Source organism: Actinocatenispora sera (genome assembly GCF_018324685.1).
Classification (GTDB): domain Bacteria; phylum Actinomycetota; class Actinomycetes; order Mycobacteriales; family Micromonosporaceae; genus Actinocatenispora; species Actinocatenispora sera.
This window is the reverse complement of record NZ_AP023354.1, coordinates 4,921,686-4,940,936: the sequence shown is the minus strand read 5'-3', so window position 1 is coordinate 4,940,936 and position 19,251 is coordinate 4,921,686. Positions and strand designations below refer to the sequence as shown.

Annotated in this window: 17 protein-coding genes and 1 pseudogene; 17 read left to right on the top strand and 1 reads right to left on the bottom strand. The window is 71.2% G+C overall.

From position 1 onward, the window contains the following. The first annotated feature begins 46 nt into the window (after window positions 1–46). From Asera_RS23520 to Asera_RS23460, 13 genes and pseudogenes are all read left to right on the top strand, one after another. Complete coding sequence (locus tag Asera_RS23520; protein ID WP_035297413.1) at window positions 47–583, top strand: hypothetical protein; 537 nt, start codon at window positions 47–49, stop codon at window positions 581–583. Between the two features lie 253 nt (window positions 584–836). Further along, window positions 837–1,760 carry a pyridoxal 5'-phosphate synthase lyase subunit PdxS gene (pdxS, locus tag Asera_RS23515; protein WP_030447369.1) on the top strand — a complete coding sequence of 308 codons (924 nt, stop codon included), beginning with the start codon at window positions 837–839 and terminating at the stop codon, window positions 1,758–1,760. Window positions 1,761–1,810: 50 nt separating this feature from the next. Beyond that, the gene (pdxT, locus tag Asera_RS23510) at window positions 1,811–2,422 is read left to right on the top strand and encodes a pyridoxal 5'-phosphate synthase glutaminase subunit PdxT (RefSeq protein WP_030447368.1); all 612 of its coding nucleotides are present in this window, start codon (window positions 1,811–1,813) and stop codon (window positions 2,420–2,422) included. A gap of 138 nt (window positions 2,423–2,560) precedes the next feature. Beyond that, window positions 2,561–3,310: a YebC/PmpR family DNA-binding transcriptional regulator gene (locus Asera_RS23505; RefSeq protein ID WP_030447367.1), complete on the top strand. Its 750-nt coding sequence runs from the start codon at window positions 2,561–2,563 to the stop codon at window positions 3,308–3,310. Between the two features lie 91 nt (window positions 3,311–3,401). After that, window positions 3,402–3,944 carry a crossover junction endodeoxyribonuclease RuvC gene (ruvC, locus tag Asera_RS23500; protein ID WP_030447366.1) on the top strand — a complete coding sequence of 181 codons (543 nt, stop codon included), beginning with the start codon at window positions 3,402–3,404 and terminating at the stop codon, window positions 3,942–3,944. Beyond that, window positions 3,941–4,567: a Holliday junction branch migration protein RuvA gene (gene ruvA / locus Asera_RS23495; RefSeq protein ID WP_030447365.1), complete on the top strand. Its 627-nt coding sequence runs from the start codon at window positions 3,941–3,943 to the stop codon at window positions 4,565–4,567. The genes ruvC and ruvA overlap by 4 nt, the downstream gene beginning before the upstream one ends. Before the next feature lie 16 nt (window positions 4,568–4,583). Then, window positions 4,584–5,657 carry a Holliday junction branch migration DNA helicase RuvB gene (gene ruvB / locus Asera_RS23490; RefSeq protein ID WP_030447364.1) on the top strand — a complete coding sequence of 358 codons (1,074 nt, stop codon included), beginning with the start codon at window positions 4,584–4,586 and terminating at the stop codon, window positions 5,655–5,657. Between the two features lie 156 nt (window positions 5,658–5,813). Next, window positions 5,814–6,098: pseudogene (gene yajC / locus Asera_RS34050) on the top strand (preprotein translocase subunit YajC); the annotation flags it as partial. Window positions 6,099–6,501: 403 nt separating this feature from the next. Then, window positions 6,502–8,385 carry a protein translocase subunit SecD gene (secD, locus tag Asera_RS23480; RefSeq protein WP_030447362.1) on the top strand — a complete coding sequence of 628 codons (1,884 nt, stop codon included), beginning with the start codon at window positions 6,502–6,504 and terminating at the stop codon, window positions 8,383–8,385. A 1-nt stretch (window position 8,386) separates the two neighbouring features. After that, complete coding sequence (gene secF / locus Asera_RS23475) at window positions 8,387–9,604, top strand: protein translocase subunit SecF (protein ID WP_030447361.1); 1,218 nt, start codon at window positions 8,387–8,389, stop codon at window positions 9,602–9,604. 140 nt (window positions 9,605–9,744) lie between these two features. Continuing rightward, window positions 9,745–10,263, top strand: coding sequence for an adenine phosphoribosyltransferase (locus Asera_RS23470; protein WP_030447360.1), 519 nt, complete (start codon window positions 9,745–9,747; stop codon window positions 10,261–10,263). A gap of 210 nt (window positions 10,264–10,473) precedes the next feature. Beyond that, entirely contained in the window at window positions 10,474–12,837 is a 2,364-nt protein-coding gene (locus tag Asera_RS23465; RefSeq protein WP_425305989.1) for a RelA/SpoT family protein, read from the top strand. A gap of 96 nt (window positions 12,838–12,933) precedes the next feature. Beyond that, entirely contained in the window at window positions 12,934–13,104 is a 171-nt protein-coding gene (locus Asera_RS23460) for a hypothetical protein (RefSeq protein ID WP_157034938.1), read from the top strand. Between the two features lie 152 nt (window positions 13,105–13,256). Here Asera_RS23460 and Asera_RS23455 read toward each other — a convergent pair whose 3' ends face one another. Further along, window positions 13,257–14,129, bottom strand: a complete 873-nt coding sequence (locus Asera_RS23455) for a peptidylprolyl isomerase (RefSeq protein WP_425305952.1) — start codon at window positions 14,127–14,129, stop codon at window positions 13,257–13,259. 409 nt (window positions 14,130–14,538) lie between these two features. Between Asera_RS23455 and Asera_RS23450 the strand changes: the two genes are divergently transcribed. The 4 genes from Asera_RS23450 to Asera_RS23435 all read left to right on the top strand — a co-directional run bounded on the left by Asera_RS23450 (window position 14,539) and on the right by Asera_RS23435 (window position 19,238). Beyond that, complete coding sequence (locus tag Asera_RS23450; protein WP_030447357.1) at window positions 14,539–15,276, top strand: MBL fold metallo-hydrolase; 738 nt, start codon at window positions 14,539–14,541, stop codon at window positions 15,274–15,276. Between the two features lie 84 nt (window positions 15,277–15,360). Next, window positions 15,361–16,698, top strand: a complete 1,338-nt coding sequence (gene hisS / locus Asera_RS23445; RefSeq protein WP_030447356.1) for a histidine--tRNA ligase — start codon at window positions 15,361–15,363, stop codon at window positions 16,696–16,698. A gap of 108 nt (window positions 16,699–16,806) precedes the next feature. Next, window positions 16,807–18,621, top strand: a complete 1,815-nt coding sequence (aspS, locus tag Asera_RS23440; RefSeq protein ID WP_030447355.1) for an aspartate--tRNA ligase — start codon at window positions 16,807–16,809, stop codon at window positions 18,619–18,621. Window positions 18,622–18,746: 125 nt separating this feature from the next. Further along, window positions 18,747–19,238, top strand: a complete 492-nt coding sequence (locus Asera_RS23435) for a hypothetical protein (protein WP_030447354.1) — start codon at window positions 18,747–18,749, stop codon at window positions 19,236–19,238. The last annotated feature ends 13 nt before the right edge of the window (window positions 19,239–19,251 follow it).

Here is a 19,251-nt window from a genome sequence, read left to right as displayed (position 1 = left end):
GGCTCGGCGCGCCGCGGGCGGTGCCCGTACCGGCCGGCCGGCTACCATTCCCGACGTGAGGTGGCTGGTCGGAGTCGTCGTCCTGGTGGTCCTGGTCGCCACCTACCTGACCTGGCTCGCGGCCCGGGTCGATCGACTGCACGCGCGTGCCGCCGGTGCGAGCTCGGCCCTGGATGCTCAGCTGCGCCGCCGCGCGGTGCTGGTCGCGGGGCTCGCCGAGGCGGCCCTGCGCGAGCGCGGGGACGCGTGGGCCGGGCAGGCGGTCGCGGTGCGGGGTGCCGCCCGGGTCGCGGTGGACAGCGCCCCGCCGGACCGCGAGGCCGCGGAGAACGACCTGACCCGGCTACTGCGCGAGCTGCCGCTGGGGCCGGACGAGCCGGACGTCGCGGCCCTCGACGCCGCGTCGCGCCGGGTGGCCCTCGCCCGGCAGGTACACACCGATCTGGTCCGGGACGCGCTCGCGGTGCGCACCCAGCGGGTCGTCCGGCTGCTGCGGCTGGCCCGCCGCCATCCGCGGCCCAGCTACTTCGACATCGACGACCCGGGGCCGGTCGCCCCGGCCACGCCGCTGCCCACCCCGTGACCCGGCGGGCGGGTTCGTCGGGGTTCGGCCTGTTCAGCGCCCGGCGAGTGGCTTGTGAGGCGCGCCTCTCACGGCTGGGGTGATCCGCCGCGATGGGTAGGATGAAACTGCTGTCGGCGCGGCCGACCAGGCGCCCCGGCATCGCGAGCCCCGCGGTACCGACGTCCGGTCCGGTCCGGGCGGGCAGGCCACCCGTTCGGCGCAGGCCGGACACCGGCAGACATCGGCGATCAGGAAAAGGAGCGCGTCGGTCGTGACCACCGAGCCCACTTCCGAAAGCGGCGCGAACAGCGCGCCCGGCACCGGTACCGCCCGCGTCAAGCGCGGCATGGCGGAGATGCTCAAGGGCGGCGTGATCATGGACGTCGTGACCGCCGAGCAGGCGAAGATCGCCGAGGACGCCGGCGCGGTCGCGGTGATGGCGCTGGAGCGGGTGCCGGCCGACATCCGGGCACAGGGCGGCGTGGCCCGGATGAGCGATCCCGACCTGATCGACGGCATCGTCAACGCGGTGTCGATCCCGGTGATGGCCAAGGCCCGGATCGGGCACTTCGTCGAGGCGCAGGTGCTGCAGTCGCTCGGCGTCGACTACATCGACGAGTCCGAGGTGCTGACCCCGGCCGACTACGCCAACCACATCGACAAGTGGCAGTTCACGGTGCCGTTCGTGTGCGGCGCGACGAACCTGGGCGAGGCGCTGCGCCGGCTCACCGAGGGTGCGGCGATGATCCGCTCCAAGGGCGAGGCGGGCACCGGCGACGTGTCCAACGCGACCACCCACATGCGCAGGATCCGCGCCGAGATCGCCCGGCTGACCTCGATGAGCGGCGACGAGCTGTTCGTCGCCGCGAAGGAGCTGCAGGCGCCGTACGAGCTGGTCGCCGAGGTCGCGCGCACCGGCAAGCTGCCGGTCGTGCTGTTCACCGCCGGCGGTATCGCCACCCCGGCCGACGCGGCGATGATGATGCAGCTCGGCGCCGAGGGCGTGTTCGTCGGTTCCGGCATCTTCAAGTCCGGTGATCCGGCCAAGCGCGCCGCCGCGATCGTCAAGGCGACCACCTTCCACGACGACCCGGACGTGATCGCCAAGGTGTCCCGCGGGCTGGGCGAGGCGATGGTCGGCATCAACGTCGACGACATCCCCGAGCCGCACCGGCTCGCCGAGCGCGGCTGGTGACCAGCACGAGCCTGGCCGCCGATGCCGGCGCCGGCGGCGTCGACGACCCGCTGGTGGTCGGGGTCCTGGCGCTGCAGGGCGACGTTCGGGAGCACCTGCGCGCGATCGGCGGCGACGGCGTGACCACGCTGCCGGTGCGCCGACCCGGTGAACTCGCCGCGGTGGACGCGCTGGTGATCCCCGGCGGGGAATCGACCACCATGTCGAACCTCGCGATCGCGTTCGACCTGCTCGACCCGCTGCGCGAGCGCATCGCCGCCGGCATGCCCACCTACGGCTCGTGCGCCGGCATGATCATGCTCGCCGACACCGTCCTGGACGGCCGCCCGGACCAGCGAAGCTTCGGCGGCATCGACATGGTGGTGCGGCGCAACGCGTTCGGCCGGCAGGTCGACTCGTTCGAGAGCACGGTGGAGTTCGCCGACATCGGTGGCGAGCCGTTCCACGCGGTGTTCATCCGGGCGCCGTGGGTCGAATCGGTCGGGCCGCAGGTGCGGGTGCTCGCCCGCGTGGCCGGCGGCCCCGCGGACGGTAGGATCGTTGCGGTACGACAGGGCAACCTGCTCGCCACCGCATTCCATCCCGAGTTGACCGGTGACCTGCGGGTGCACCGGCACTTCGTGCAGATGGCGCGGGCGGCGCGGGCGGCACGCACGCACTGATCCGGCCTGGCGTCGTTCACGACGCGGCGCGGGCACGTGGTGGCGTGCATGATCACGAGGGCGGAAACGCCGTGCGAGCGGCATATGGCATGCTGTTGCGCGCGAAGACGGTGGGCGCCGTCGGGGACGGAGAGGTGAATGTCCGGGCACTCCAAGTGGGCCACGACGAAGCACAAGAAGGCGGTCATCGACGCCAAGCGCGGCAAGATGTTCGCCAAGCTGATCAAGAACGTCGAGGTCGCGGCGCGCACCGGTGGCGGTGATCCGGCCGGCAACCCCACGCTGTACGACGCCATCCAGAAGGCCAAGAAGAACTCGGTCCCGAACGACAACATCGACCGGGCGGTCAAGCGCGGCTCCGGCCAGGAGGGCGGCGGCGCCGACTGGCAGACGATCATGTACGAGGGCTACGGCCCGAACGGCGTCGCGCTGCTGATCGAGTGCCTCACCGACAACCGCAACCGCGCCGCCGGCGAGGTGCGTACCGCGCTGACCCGCAACGGCGGCAACCTCGCAGATGCCGGCAGCGTCTCTTACCTGTTCAACCGCAAGGGTGTCGTGATCGTCGGCAAGGGCGAGCTGTCCGAGGACGACGTGCTGCTCGCGGTGCTGGACGCCGGCGCCGAGGAGGTCAACGACCTCGGCGAGGAGTTCGAGGTGGTCAGCGAGGCCACCGACCTGGTCGCAGTGCGTACCGCGCTGCAGGACGCCGGCATCGACTACGAGTCGGCCGAGGCGAGCTTCCTCGCCAGCGTCAACGTGCCGCTCGAGGCGGACGGCGCCCGCAAGGTGTTCAAGCTGGTCGACGCGCTGGAAGACTGCGACGACGTGCAGAACGTCTACACCAACGCGGACGTGTCCGACGAGGTGCTGGCCGCGATCGACTGACTCGGGCCGGCCGATCGCGTGTCGCACCGGCGGCCGTCCCCGCCGTTACCGGTACAGTCCTCCTCGAACGTTCGTTCGAGGAGGACTCGTCGTGTTGGTGCTCGGGATCGACCCCGGCCTGACCCGGTGCGGTGTCGGTGTCGTGACCGGTCGGCCGGGCGGGTCCTGCTCGCTGGTCGCCGTCGAGGTGGTCCGCACCCCGTCCGACGCCGACCTGCCGGACCGGCTGCTCGCCCTGGACCGCCGGCTCGGCGAGCTGGTCGCCGAACACGCGCCCGACGCGGTGGCGGTGGAACGGGTGTTCAGCCAGCACAACACCCAGACCGTGATCGGTACCGCGCAGGCCAGCGCGGTCGCGGTGCTGGCCGGGGCGCGCGCCGGCCTGCCGGTCACCACCTACACACCGAGCGAGGCCAAGGCCGCCATCACCGGCTCCGGTACCGCGGACAAGGCGCAGGTCACCGCGATGGTGACCCGGCTGCTGCGACTCGCCGATCCGCCCCGGCCGGCCGACGCGGCGGATGCACTGGCGCTGGCCATCTGCCACATCTGGCGGGGCAGCGCGAAGGCGAGGCTGGCCGCCGCGGCCGGCGGCGGGGCACGGTCGGGTCGAGGATGGGGAGGGCGTCGATGATCTCCAGCGTTCGCGGGCGGGTCACCGCCGTGGGGCCGAACGAGGCGGTGGTCGACATCGGCGGCGCGGCCGGCGGGCTGGGCTTCTCCGTCCAGTGCGCCCCGGCGACCCTGGCGACCCTGCAGGTCGGCGCCGAGACCACGCTGCACACCAGCCTGGTCGTCCGGGAGGACTCGCTCACCCTGTACGGGTTCGCCGCACCGGCCGAGCGCGGCCTGTTCGAGCTGCTGCAGACCGCGTCGGGGGTGGGGCCCAAGCTCGCCCAGGCGATCATCGCGGTGCTCGACCCGCTGACCGTGCGGCGCGCGCTGGCCAGCGGCGACATCGCCACCCTGACCAGGGTTCCCGGGGTCGGGAAGAAGTCCGCCGAGCGGATGATCCTGGAACTGCGCGAGCGGATCGGCCCGGTGCCGTCGGCCGACCCGGCGCCGGCCACCCTCGCCGGGCCCGCCGCAGCCTGGCAGGACCAGGTGACGCAGGGGCTGGTCGGTCTCGGCTGGTCCAGCCGGGACGCCGCGGCCGCGATCGCCGCGGTGGCCGAGTCGCTGCCCGAGGGCGAGCCGGTCCCGGCCATGCCGGTCCTGCTGCGCCAGGCGATTCGTCAGCTGGGGCGGACCAAGTGACCGGCGGGTGCGGTCGATGAGCGGCGACGGCGAGCCGAGCCCGGTCTCGGCGTACGCGGCGGACGAGGAGCGCGACGCCGAGGTCAACGTCCGTCCCCGGCGGCTGGCCGAGTTCATCGCCCAGGACCGGGTCCGCGAGCAGCTCCAGCTGCTGCTGGCCGGCGCCGCCCGCCGCGGCGACCCCCCGGACCACATCCTGCTCGCGGGGCCGCCCGGCCTCGGCAAGACCACCCTGGCGAACATCGTGGCCGCGGAGTTGGGCGCGGCGCTGCGGGTGACCAGCGGGCCGGCGATCGAACGCTCCGGTGATCTCGCCGCGCTGCTGACCAGCCTCGGCCCGGGTGACGTGCTGTTCATCGACGAGATCCACCGGATCGCCCGCCCGGCCGAGGAACTGCTGTACAGCGCGATGGAGGACTTCCGGGTCGACGTGGTCGTCGGAAAGGGGCCCGGCGCGACCGCGATCCCGCTGGATGTGGAGCCGTTCACGCTGGTCGGTGCGACCACCCGGTCCGGTCTGCTGACCAGCCCGATGCGGGACCGGTTCGGGTTCGTCGCGCACCTGGACTTCTACACCCCGCAGCAGCTCGACGCGCTGCTCGTGCGCTCGGCCCGCATCCTCGGTGTGGCGCTGACCCCGGAGGGCGCGGTGGAGATCGCCGGCCGTTCCCGGGGCACCCCCCGCATCGCCAACCGGCTGCTGCGCCGGGTCCGTGACTTCGCCGAGGTACGGGCGGACGGGGTGATCACCCGCGAGGTGGCGCATGCCGCCCTTCGCGTCTACGACGTGGACGAACGGGGCCTCGACCGGCTGGACCGGGCGGTGCTGGCCGCGCTCGTCGCCTCGTTCGGCGGCGGTCCGGTGGGGCTGACCACCTTGGCGGTGGCGGTCGGCGAGCAACCGGATACTGTCGAGGAGGTGTGTGAGCCTTACCTGGTCCGTGCGGGCCTGCTGGCGCGGACACCCCGTGGTCGGGTGGCGACACCGGCAGCCTGGACACATCTGGGCCGCACACCGCCGCCAGGCACGTTCGGTGCCGCGCCGGATCCGGGCGCACCGGACGAACAACCAGATCTGTTCGATACGTGAGGCGTGATCGGACCGTGACCTACGCCGTTCAGGGTTCCCGAAGTCTGACCGGCTAGACTCCGGCCGGTCTACACCAAAGAATTATTGGGAAGGTCACCAGTGCATTTCGCACAGCCCTTGGCGGCATCTAGCAGCGGCGGTGGCAGCAGCTGGACCATGATCCTGCTGTTTGTCTTGATGATCGTCGCGATGTATTTCCTGCTCATTCGCCCGCAGCAGAAGCGCAAGCGCGAACAGCAGCAGATGCAGTCCAACGCCGGAATCGGCGCCGAGATCATGACGCTCGGCGGGCTCTACGGCACGATCGTCGACACCGACGACGAGTCGATCACCATCGAGGTCGCCCCCGGCGTCACCAACCGGTACGCGAAGGGTGCGATCGCCCGCGTCGTCACCCCGGCCGACCAGGTCGCCGACGAGGTCGATGAGGACGACGAGATCGACGAGGAATACGTCGAGGAGTCGGACGCCGCGGTGGAGCCCGAGCTGGCCGACGTCGTCGAGGAGTCGGACGAAGACGACTCGCCGGCCACGAAGACCAAGAAGAAGGAGGAGGTCGCCGCCAGCAACCAGGCGTTGCCGCGCGACCCGACCGCCAACTGAACCGCCGATCACGGCCCGCCGCCGCGTCCACCCGCCGACGTCGGCGGTCGGGTGGTGCACGGTGAGCCCGGTCGGTGCGCCGGCGTCGTCGGCGATACTGCACAATCAGCTCTGAACGTCGCGTCGGGCAACTTTCGGCGCATGCCCGGCCGGTCCCCGCTCGGGGTGGACGGGGGCCGGGTGACCATCTGGGGACCTAGCTAGGAGACATCACGTCGTGGCACCACCTCCGAAGGGTCGGATGCATCCGTCCCGCTATCTGGCCGTGCTTGGCGGCATCTTTGTCGTTCTGTACGCGCTGGTGTTCTTCACCGGGCCGGGCTCCATCGGCGACGTCCATCAGAAGCTGAAGCCTCGGCTCGGGTTGGATCTGGTCGGTGGCACGACGCTGACGCTGATCGCGCAGACCGACGACGGCAAGGCACCGCCGAAGACCAGCCTCGAAGAGGCCCGCAACATCATCGAGCAGCGGGTCAACGGTCTCGGCATCGCCGAGCCGGAGGTGGTCACCGAGGGCGACCAGAACATCGTTGTGTCGGTGGCGGGCCAGAACAGCGACGCGATCAAGCAGGTCGGCCAGCCGGCCCAGCTCCGGTTCCGCAAGGTCCTCAACGCGACGCAGGACCAGGGTCCGAAGGCCCCGGCCACCCCGAAGCCGAGCGCGAGCGCCAGCACGAAGCCGAAGGCGTCGGGCAGCGCGAAGCCGTCGGCCAGCAAGACTCCGTCGTCGAAGCCGTCCGCCAGCAAGAGCGCGAAGGCCAGCAAGAGCCCGTCGGCGAGCAGCACCCCGTCCGCCGCGCCCAGCCCGAGCGGCGACAACGACGACGTCGCGGTGAACGGCACGGCCAAGAAGAAGCTGCTGGCCAAGGTGCAGAAGAAGCTTGGTGCGACCTACCAGCTCGCGCAGCAGGTGACCAGCCCGGACCAGGTGGCGCAGGGCGGTGCGCAGGCCGAGGAGGCGCTGAAGGCGTTCCGCAAGCTCAGCCCGGCCGAAGTCGCGGTGCTGCCGACCACGATGCAGTTCAATATCCCGCAGATCAGCTGCAAGCAGCTGGACAACCGGCCGGCCGGCTCGATCGACAAGGAGAAGGAGCAGGTCGTCTCCTGCGACTCCGGGCAGAAGCTGCTGCTGGACCAGGCGAAGGTGCTCGGTACCGACGTCAAGAGCGCCGACTACACCTACGACAACCAGGCCGGCGGCTGGAAGGTCACGCTGTCGTTCAAGGGTCACGGTCAGTCGAAGTGGACGAACCTGACCAAGGAGGCCTTCGACAACTCCGGAAAGAACAAGTGTGAGCAGGCCGCGCTCGGCGCCGAGGGGCACTGCCGGGTGGCTATCGTGCTCGACACCAAGGTCGTCTCGTCGCCGCAGATCACCTCGGTCATCGCCGGCGACGCGGAGATCACCGGCGGGTTCAGCCAGTCGCAGGCGACGCTGCTCGCCAACCAGCTCAAGTTCGGCGCGCTGCCGCTGACGTTCCACCAGGGTGAGGCGAACCAGGTCTCGGCCTCGCTGGGGACCAGCCAGCTCGAGGCTGGGCTGATCGCCGCCGCGATCGGCCTGCTGATCGTCATCTTGTACTCGCTGTTCTACTACCGGCTGCTGGGCATCGTGATCTTCCTGAGCCTGGTGCTGTCCGGGTTGCTGGTGTTCGCCGCGCTGATCCTGCTCGGGCGAAACCCCGGGTTGACCCTGACCCTTGCCGGCTTCGCGGGATTCGTGGTGTCGTTGGGTGTGGCTGCCGACTCGTTCGTCATCTACTTCGAACGGCTCAAGGACGAGATCCGGGACGGCCGAAGTCCGCGCAGTGCGGTGCCCCGAGCCTGGGCCCGCGCGCGCCGGACGATCATCTCGGCCAACGCGATCACCGTGCTGTGTGCCGCGGTGCTGTACTTCCTGTCCGCCGGGTCGGTGAAGGGCTTCGCGTTCGCGCTGGGGCTCGCCACCATCCTGGACCTGATCGTGGTGTTCCTGTTCCGGCACCCGATCATGACCCTGTTCGCCCGCAGCAAGGCGTTCCTGTCGCCGCGGGTGTCCGGTCTGGGCCGGGTGCTCGAAGGGCACCAGGCCGAGGAGAAGCCGACCCGTCGGCGCTCCGGCCGCACCGAGACGAAGGAGGCCTGAGATGAGCGAGAAGCGGCACGGCCTCGCACATCGGCTCTACATGGGGCAGGCCGGCCTGAACATCATCGGCCGGCGCAAGGTCTTCTACCTGATCACCCTGGTGATCCTGGTGCTGGGCCTGGCCAGCTTCTTCATCCGCGGCTTCCACCTGGGCATCGACTTCCGCGGTGGCGAGCAGTTCCAGATCCCGAAGACGTCCTCGGTCAGCCTCGAGGACGCGAAGAAGGCGGTCACCGACGGCGGCGCGGTGGTCATCACCGGTCAGTCGGTCGGCGGCACCCACCCGACGTACCTGATCAAGACCGAGCCGTTGAGCGAGAGCGCGGCGGTCAAGGTCAAGGACACGATCAGCAGCGACCTGAAGATCCCGGCCAACCAGATCAGCGAGAACTCGGTGTCCGGGGCCTGGGGTGCGCAGATCACCCAGAAGGCCGGCATCGCGCTCCTGGTGTTCCTCGCCCTGGTGGTCGTCTACCTGATCTTCCGGTTCGAGTGGCGAATGGCCGTCGCGGCGTTCGCGTCGATCGTCCACGACCTGTTCGTGGCGGCCGCGGTCTACTCGATCGTGGGCTGGGAGGTCACCCCGAACACCGTCATCGGGTTGCTCACCATCCTCGGTTTCTCGCTGTACGACCTGGTCGTGGTGTTCGACAAGGTGCACGAGAACACCCGCGGCATCACCGCGAGCAGCCGGATGACCTACGGCGAGGCCACCAACCTGGCGATCAACCAGACACTGATGCGGTCGATCAACACCACGGTGATCTCGTTGCTGCCGGTCGCGGGTCTGCTGTTCATCGGTGCCGGGCTGCTCGGCGCCGGCACGCTCAAGGACCTGGGTCTGGTGCTGTTCGTCGGCATGCTCTCCGGTACCTACTCGTCGATCTTCCTGGCCGCGCCGATCCTGGTCGACCTGAAGATGCGCGACCCCAAGTACCGGGCGCACGCGGCTCGGGTGCTGGCCCGGCGCGCGGCCGGCGACACCGGTGGTCGCCGTCGCCGCGCCGACAAGGTGGCCGACAAGGCGAAGGCGGACGGGGAGTCGACCGCCGAGGAGTCGGCGAGCAGCGACGACACGGCGGAGGACACGCCCGGTACCGATCGGGTGCTGGCGGGTTCGGCGCCGCGTCCGGGCGCCCGCCCGACCAACCGCCCCGCCGCGCGTCGGCGCAGCGGTCGCGGTGGTGGCAACCGCCCGGGTACCAAGCGCAAGTCCTGACCACGACGGCACGAGGGTAGGTACGCCAGGTGACCCGGGTTGACCCAGGCATCGAGCCCGGCGACGAGCCGGACGCTGCAACCGACCCGGCCGGTGCCCGGGCCGATGGTGCCGCGCCGCACGGAGACAGCGGCGCGGCGGTGGCGGCCGGGGTCGCCTCCCACGTACTGGACGTACCGGACTTTCCCGAACCCGGGGTGACGTTCAAGGACCTCACCCCGCTGTTCGCCGACCCGGACGGGTTCCGGCACGTGATCGACGCCGTCGTCGAGCATCACGGGTCGGACTCGTTCGACGTGGTCGCCGGGATCGAGGCGCGCGGGTTCGTCATCGCCGCCGCCGTCGCGTACGCGACCGGCACTGGGGTGGTGCCGGTGCGCAAGGCCGGCAAGCTGCCCCGCCGCACCGTCTCCGCGTCGTACACGCTGGAGTACGGCACGGCCACGCTGGAGGTGCACGAGGACGCGTTCCATCGCGGTGAGCGGGTCCTCGTGGTCGACGACGTGCTCGCCACCGGCGGAACGGCGGAGGCGACGCTGCAGCTGGTGGAGCGCGCCGGGGGCCGGGTCGCCGGTTTCAGCGTGCTGCTGGAGCTGGGTTTCCTGCACGGCCGGCAGCGGCTCGCGCCTCGCCAGGTGCATGCGCTGCTGACCGTCTGAGCAGGCCCGCCGGGCATGCCCGGCTTGCCGGTGACGCCCGCCCGAGTGCCGTCCCGGCCCGCTTGTCGCCGACCTCGTGGTGTCGACCGGCCCGCGGGATACGATGGGCACCCGGATCCGCGGAGCAGACCGTGGGCCGCACCGCGTCGCCTTCCCAGGGGTGTGTGTTGACCGAGCAGAGCTCAGGAGAGCCCGGTGTCTGAGCGCAGCGTGCGGCCGGACCGCAGCGCCGAGGCGGCGGGCCCCGCCGCCGCGCCGCCGGCGTCCCCGAGCGGCGCGCCGGCCGACGAGCCGCCCGCCTCCCCGTCCGCGTTGTCCAGCGCGCCGACCGGCCGGCGGGTGCGCGCCCGGCTGGCCCGGTTCAACGCGCCCTGGCAGACACCGCAGGTCTCCGAGGTGCTCGAGCCGCTGGTCGCGACGCACCGGGCCAGCCACCCCAAGGCGGACGTGCGGGAGCTGCAGCACGCCTACGACGTGGCCGCGCGGTACCACAGCGGCCAGTTCCGCAAGTCCGGCGATCCGTACATCACCCACCCGCTGGCGGTCGCGCAGATCCTGTCCGAGCTGGGCATGGACACCACCACGCTGGTGGCGGCGCTGCTGCACGACACGATCGAGGACACCAGCTACACGCTCGCCGACATGCAGCGCGACTTCGGCGGCGAGGTGGCGCTGCTGGTCGACGGCGTCACCAAGCTCGACAAGGTCAAGCTGGGCGACGCGGCCAAGGCGGAGACGATCCGCAAGATGGTCATCGCGATGGCCAAGGATCCGCGGGTGCTGGTGATCAAGCTCGCCGACCGGCTGCACAACATGCGCACGCTGACCTTCCTGCCCCGGCCCAAGCAGGAGCAGAAGGCCCGCGAGACGCTGGAGATCCTGGCGCCGCTGGCACATCGGCTGGGCATGAACACGATCAAGTGGGAGCTGGAGGACCTGGCCTTCGCGACCCTCTACCCGAAGCGGTACGAGGAGATCGCCCGGCTGGTCGCCGACCACACCCCGCAGCGCGACGGGCTGCTGAACGAGGTCACCGAGAAGGTCAAGACCGACCTGCGCGGCGCGAAGCTCAAGGCGCAGGTGGTCGGGCGCCCCAAGCACCTCTACTCCGTGTACCAGAAGATGATCGTGCGCGGCCGCGACTTCACCGACATCTACGACCTGGTCGGGGTGCGGGTGCTGGTCGACACGGTGCGCGACTGCTACGCGGCGCTCGGCGTGGTCCACGCGAACTGGCAGCCCGTCCCGGGCCGGTTCAAGGACTACATCGCGATGCCGAAGTTCAACATGTACCAGTCGCTGCACACCACCGTGATCGGCCCGACCGGCAAGCCCGTGGAGCTGCAGATCCGCACCTTCGCGATGCACCGCACCGCGGAGTACGGCATCGCCGCGCACTGGAAGTACAAGGAGAACAAGGACGCCACGATCGTCGGCCCACCGGCGCACATCGACGAGATGGCGTGGCTGCGGCAGCTGCTCGACTGGCAGCGGGAGGCGAGCGACCCGAGCGAGTTCCTCGACTCGTTGCGCTACGACCTGTCCAGCCAGGAGGTGTACGTCTTCACGCCGAAGGGCGACGTGATCGCGTTGCCGAAGGGCTCGACGCCGGTCGACTTCGCCTACGCGGTGCACACCGAGGTCGGGCACAAGTGCATCGGTGCCCGGGTCAACGGCAAGCTGGTGCCGCTGGAGTCGCAGCTGTCCAACGGCGACGTGGTGGAGATCTTCACCTCCAAGTCCGAGACGGCCGGCCCGTCGCACGACTGGCTCGGTTTCGTGGCCAGCCCGCGGGCCCGCACCAAGATCCGGCAGTACTTCAACAAGGAGCGCCGGGAAGAGGCGATCGAGACCGGCAAGGACGAGATCGTCCGGGCCATGCGCAAGCAGGGGCTGCCGCTGCAGCGGATGCTCACCGCCGACGCGCTCACCGCGATAGCCCGCGACCTGCACCACACCGACGTGTCCAGCCTGTACGCGGCGGTGGGGGAGAACCAGGTCTCGGCGCAGGCCGTCGTGCAGCGGCTGGTCGCCGCGTACGGCGGGGAAGAGGGCGCGGTCGAGGACATCGCCGAGACCGCGGTGCCGACCCGCCCACCGCGCAACCACGGCCGGTCGTACGACCCGGGCGTGACGGTGTCCGGCATCAGCGACGTGTGGGTGAAGCTGGCCCGCTGCTGCACCCCGGTGCCCGGCGACGACATCCTCGGGTTCGTCACCCACTCCGGCGGCATCAGCGTGCACCGCACCGACTGCACCAACGCGGCCGAGCTGCGCCGCCAGCCGCACCGGCTGGTCGAGGTGGCCTGGAAGCCGAGCGCCGCCTCGACGTTCCTGGTGGCGATCCAGGTCGAGGCGCTGGACCGGCACCGGCTGCTCGCCGACGTGACCAAGGTGCTCAGCGAGGAGAAGGTCAACATCCTGTCCGCGACGGTGACCACCACCCGGGACCGGGTCGCGGTCAGCCGGTTCACCTTCGAGATGGCCGACCCGAAACACCTCGGTCACCTGCTGAAGACGGTGCGCAAGGTCGACGGGGTGTACGACGCCTACCGGGTCACGTCCGGGTCCTGATCTCTAGGGCTCGTCACAGCGTGTGCGCTCGCTCCAGGCTGCATCGACCACCTACGATGGACGATCCGTGACCATCGGTGGAGTTCGGAGGCGAGCATGAGTGAGGACCGTGAGCAGACCACTCCCGGTCCCACCGATCCGGCGGCCCGGCCGGCGTTGCCGCGACGGGCCCCCACCCGGACCGGCAACCATCGGGCGCCGGACGCCGACGGGCCGGACGAGGGCGAGCTCGCCGCGATCCTGCACCACCTGCACACCGAGCTCTGAGGAACGGCGGTCCTGGACTCTGCGGGACCGGCGGTCCTGGACTCTGCGGGACCGGCGGTCCTGGACTCGGGGCGGTCCTGGACCGGGGCGGTCCTGGACAGAGGAAAGGGCCGGTACCGCGGCAGCGGCACCGGCCCTTCCGGTCGAACAGGTCAGCTCTTGTTGCTGGCCGAGGTGGACGGGGTCGGCGACGAGGTCGACGGAGCGGAGACGCGAATCGAGGAGATCTTCACCTTCTCCTTCGGCGCGCCGTCGCCCTTGCTCGCGTTGGCGCCGGTGACGCCCTTCTTCGCGATCGCCTGAACCTTGTCCAGGCCCTTGCTGACGGTCCCGATCACCGAGTACGACGCGGGCAGGTCACTGTTGCCGTACACGATGAAGAACTGGCTGGAGCCGCTGCCGGGCTGGCCGGTGTTCGCCACCGCCACGGTGCCCGCCGGGTAGGTGGGCTTCTTGCCGGTCGGCAGGTTCTCGTCCTTCACCGTGTACGTCGGGCCGCCGGAACCGGTGCCGGACGGGTCACCGCACTGCAGCACCTCCAGCCCGGAGGCCTTGGTGGTCAGCCGGTGGCAGGTGGTGTTGTCGAAGAACTTCTTGCTCGCCAGGTAGGCGAAACTGTTGACGTTGCAGGGCGCCTTGGCGGTGTCCAGCTTGACGTCGACCTCACCCTGGTTGGTCTTGATCGTCATCGTCTGGGTACCGGACTTGGGCACGTCGCTGTTGCTCGGCATGCCGACGTCCTTGAGCTTCTGCCCGCTCTGCGCCGTGGCCTTCGTGTAGCAGCTTCCGGCCGCCTCCGTGGCCTTGGCGCTGGCGGTGCTGCTCGCCTTCGCCTTGCCACTGTCCTTGCCGTTCAAGGACACGACCAGCGCAGTGGTACCGCCGCCGACGACGAGCACGGCGGCCACGATGCCCACGATGGCCAGGACCTGTCGGCGCTTGCGCGCCGCCGCGGCGCGACGGGCCATCTGGCGCTCGAGCTTGGCGCGGGCCAACGCGCGCTGGCGGTTCCTACTGGAAGCCAACGTCAGCTCCCCTCCCCGGTCGGACTGCAAGGACATTACGGGACTCGAATGGTACGAAACGGCGCGTCTGCCGCCGGCGGGAGGGCCGAACGTGGAGGTTGTGCCGGGTGTACCGCGGATGTCACCGCACGCGCGGCGAGACCCAGCGTCAAAGGTTAACCAACTGTGATCGGAGCGCGCGCGGACCGGGCGGAACAAATGGGTAACGGATCTCCCGAAGGTGCCCGGACGGCCGGCCACCCGCGCTCGGCGCGCTCCCTCCCGCGCCTCGTCGTTCCACCCGTGCCCGGCCCGGCGTCGCCGCTGGGTAGGCTGGCCGGGTATCGCATCGCCTACCGCGCGTCCGCGCGCACCGGCCGGTCGCGCCGGGATCGCCGGCGCCCCGCGCCGCGGGTACAGGAAGGACGCCATGTTCGTCGCCGGGTTCCCCAGCGCCGCGTTCGGCACGAACTGCTACCTGCTCGCGCCGGCGATCGGCGAGCAGTGCGTGATCGTCGACCCGGGCTACCGGGTGGCGGACGAGCTGGCCGAGGTGGTCGCCGAGTTCCGGTTGCGCCCGGTTGCGGTGCTGTTGACCCACGGGCACATCGACCACACCTTCTCGGTGGTGCCGGTCTGCAAGGCGAACGACGTCCCCGCCTACGTGCACTCGGCCGACCGGGCGATGCTGGCCGACCCGACGATCGGGCTGTCGCCGGAGCTGGTCGCGGCGCTGCACCAGCTGCCCGACGGCACCGTCGAGACCGAGCCGGCCGACGTGGCCGAGCTCTCCGACGGCGCGACGCTCTCGCTCGCCGGGCTGACGTTGACCGTCGACCATGCGCCCGGCCATACCGAGGGGTCGGTGATGTTCCGTCTGCCCGGTGGCGTGCGGCGCGTCGGTGCGCAGCTGCCGCCCGGTGCGGCCGAGCTGGTCGAGGCCAGCGAGGTCTGCCTGGCCGGGGACGTGCTGTTCGCCGGCTCGGTAGGACGCGTGGACATGCCCGGCGGGTCCGCCGCGGCGATGGCCGACAGCCTGCGGCGCCGGGTGCTGCCGCTGGCCGACACCGTCGCCGTCCTGCCCGGGCACGGGCCGCACACCACGATCGGCCGCGAGCGCCGCACCAATCCGTACCTGCTGGATCCGGGCGTGCTCACGACCGCCTGACCCGTCGTCGACAATCCGTTTCGCGCGTCACCGGCGGTCCGCCGGGTCGAGTCGCGTCGTACGCCGAGGAGCGTTGAACACACCATGAGCCAGGGCAAACCCACCCCGCTCAGCGGATTCCCCGAGTGGCTGCCGGCCGGGCAGCTCGTGCAGCGGCAGGTGATCGACACGCTGAGCCGTACCTTCGAGCTGCACGGGTTCGCGCCGCTGTCGACCCGCGCGGTCGAACCGCTGGACCAGCTGCTGCGCAAGGGCGAGACCTCCAAGGAGGTGTACGTGCTGCGCCGGCTGCAGGCCGACAGTGACGACCCAGCCGACGCCTCCGGTCTTGGCCTGCACTTCGACCTGACCGTACCGTTCGCTCGGTACGTGCTGGAGAACGCCGGGAAGCTGCAGTTCCCGTTCCGGCGGTACCAGATCCAGCCGTGCTGGCGCGGCGAGCGGCCGCAGGAGGGCCGGTACCGGGAGTTCTGGCAGGCCGACATCGACGTGGTGGACCGGGACACGCTGTCGCCGCACTACGAGGTCGAGCTGCCGCTGGTGATCGCGGACGCGCTGGGCGCGCTGCCGTTGCCGAAGGCGACCATGCACGTCAACAACCGGAAGCTGTCCCAGGGCTTCTACACCGGGCTGGGTCTCTCGGACCCGATGGCCGCGGTCCGGATCGTCGACAAGATCGACAAGATCGGCCCGGCCGGTGTCGGCGCGGCGCTGGCCGAGGAGCTCGGCGCCTCCGACGCGCAGGTCAAGGCGTGCCTGGCGCTGGCCGAGATCCGCACCGCGGACGGCTCCTTCGCCGACCGGGTGGCCGCGCTGGGGGTGTCCGACCCGCTGCTGGACGAGGGCGTCGAGGAGCTGACCCGGGTGGTGGAGGCCGCGGCCGAGCACGCGCCCGGCCTGGTCGTCGCCGACCTGCGCATCGCCCGCGGGCTGGACTACTACACCGGCACCGTGTACGAGACGTTCCTGGACGGCGCCGAGGCGCTCGGCTCGATCTGCTCCGGCGGCCGGTACGACAACCTCGCCAGCGCCGGTACCGAGAGCTACCCGGGCGTGGGGCTGTCGATCGGGGTGTCCCGGATCCTCGGCCGGCTGCTGGGCCGCGGTGAGCTGACCGCCACCCGCACCGTGCCCACCTGCGTACTGGTGGCGCTGCCGGACGACGCGTCGCGGCCGGCGTGCGACCGGATCGCCGCCACACTGCGCCGGCGCGGCATCGCCACCGAGGTGGCGCCCGCGGCGCAGAAGTACGGCAAGCAGATCCGGTTCGCGCAGCGCCGCGGCATCCCGTACGTGGCGTTCCCCGACGCCGAGGGCGGCGTGGAGATCCGTGACATCCGGTCCGGGGACCAGGCGCCGGTCACGCTGGAGAGCTGGCAGCCGCCGGCCGACGACCTGCACGCCCGGCTGAGTACCGAATAGTCCGTACCCGGCCGCCGGTCGTCCGCCGGTCGGTGGCTGGAAGAATCGTCCCGGGCCGTCGGAAGCATCCAGCCCGGAACACCGCGATCTGTCGAAGGAGAAACGCTCGTGATCCGCACCCACGGGGCAGGCACGCTGCGCGCCGAGCACGTCGGTACCCACGTCACGCTCGCCGGCTGGGTGGCCCGCCGGCGCGACCACGGCGGGGTGATCTTCGTCGACCTGCGGGACGCCTCCGGCGTCGTCCAGGTGGTGTTCCGCGGCGGCAACGCCGAGGCGGACGCCGCCGAGGCCGCCGCGCACGTGCTGCGCAGTGAGTACTGCGTGCGCATCGAGGGCACCGTCGAGGCCCGCCCGGCCGGCAACGAGAACCCGGAGCTGCCCACCGGCGAGATCGAGCTGACCGTCACCGGCCTGGAGGTGCTCAGCGCCGCCGCGCCGCTGCCGTTCCCGATCGACGAGCACCTGTCGGTCGGCGAGGAGGCCCGGCTGAAATACCGCTACCTGGATCTGCGCCGGTCCGGCCCGGCACGCGCGCTACGGCTGCGCAGCGACGCGAACCGGATCGCCCGTACGGTGCTGGCCGAGCGCGACTTCGTCGAGATCGAGACGCCGACGCTGACCCGCTCCACCCCGGAGGGCGCCCGCGACTTCCTGGTCCCGGTGCGGTTGCAGCCCGGCTCGTGGTACGCGCTGCCCCAGTCGCCGCAGCTGTTCAAGCAGCTGCTGATGGTGGCCGGGATGGAGCGCTACTACCAGATCGCCCGGTGCTACCGGGACGAGGACTTCCGCGCCGACCGGCAGCCGGAGTTCACCCAGCTCGACATCGAGATGTCGTTCGTGACGCAGGACGACGTGATCGAGGTCGGCGAGGCGATCACCGCCGCGCTGTGGTCGCAGCTGGCCTCCTACGAGATCCCGCGCCCGATCCCGCGGATCACCTGGCACGAGGCGATGGACCGGTACGGCTCGGACAAGCCCGACCTGCGCTACGAGGTGGAGCTGACCGAGCTGACCGAGGTGTTGCGCGGCACCGAGTTCCGGGTGTTCGCCGGCGCCATCGCGGCGGGCGGGTACGTCGGCGCCGTGGTGATGCCGGGCGGCGCGAGCCAGACCCGCAAGGAGCTGGACGGCTGGCAGGACTGGGCGAAGGCACGCGGCGCCAAGGGCCTCGCGTACGTGCTGTTCGACGCCGAGACCGGCGCGCCGAAGGGCCCGGTGGCGAAGAACCTGTCCGCCGAGCACCTGGCCGCGCTGCCGGACGTGGTCGGCGCCAAGCCGGGCGATGCGGTGTTCTTCGCCGCCGGCGACCGGATCGGCGCGCAGGAGCTGCTGGGCGCGGCCCGCAACGAGATCGCCCGCCGCTGCGGCCTGGTCGACGAGAACGCCTGGGCGTTCTGCTGGGTGACCGACGCGCCGATGTTCCTGCCGGTGGAGTCCAGCGACGACGTGGCGGTCGGGTCCGGCGCCTGGACCGCGGTGCACCACCCGTTCACTTCGCCGACCGGGGAGTGGCTGGACCGCTTCGAGCAGGACCCGGAGCGCGCCACCGCGTACGCGTACGACATCGTCTGCAACGGCAACGAGATCGGCGGCGGCTCGATCCGTATCCACCAGGCCGACGTGCAGAAGCGGGTGTTCGACCTGCTCGGCATCACCCCGGACGACGCGGCCGACAAGTTCGGCTTCCTGCTCGACGCCTTCCAGTACGGGCCGCCGCCGCACGGCGGCATCGCGTTCGGCTGGGACCGGGTGTGCATGCTGCTCGGCGGGCTGGACAGCATCCGCGAGGTGATCGCGTTCCCGAAGTCCGGCGGCGGGTTCGACCCGCTGACCGGCGCCCCGACCCCGATCACCCCGCAGCAGCGGCGCGAGGCCGGGGTGGACGCGAAACCCAAGCCGAAGGCGGCAGAAGCGGAGTGACGGTCGCGGCGCCTCCACCCCCGGGTGGAGGCGCCGAACCCATCCCGGCGCCGATGCCGCCGGGGCGGGCCCTTCCGTAGCGTCGAGTTCGTTGGCGATCGACTCTGCACGGAAGTTGGCGGCGCATGTCCTCCGAGACCACGTCCTACCTGCTCTACGGCCTGCTCGGGCTCGCCCTGCTGATCTGGATCATCTACCGCCAGGTGGGGCAGCGAACCTGGACGACGCGGCGGCTGGCGATCATGCCGCTGATCTTCGTGATCGTCGCCGTGGTGAACGCCAGGACGCTGCGCCACGACCTGTCCACCGGGCTGTCGCTCGGCCTGTTCGCGGCCGGTCTGGTGCTCGCCGTCCTGCTCGGTCTCGCCCGCGCCGCCACCATGGGGGTGCGGCCCGGCCCCGAGAACACCGTGATCACGCGCAGCAACAAGTGGACGATTGCCCTGTGGCTGGTTTCGATCGCGGTACGCGTCGGCCTGGCGTTCGGCGCCGCCTCGCTCGGCGCACCGGAGGGCACCGCCGAGGCGATGCTGTTCGCCGCCATCACGATCGGCGCGCAGAACCTCGTCATCGCCCGTCGCGGCGGGCTGCTCGGCGCGGTGCCGCAGCGGGCCTGACCGGGGTGCCGCA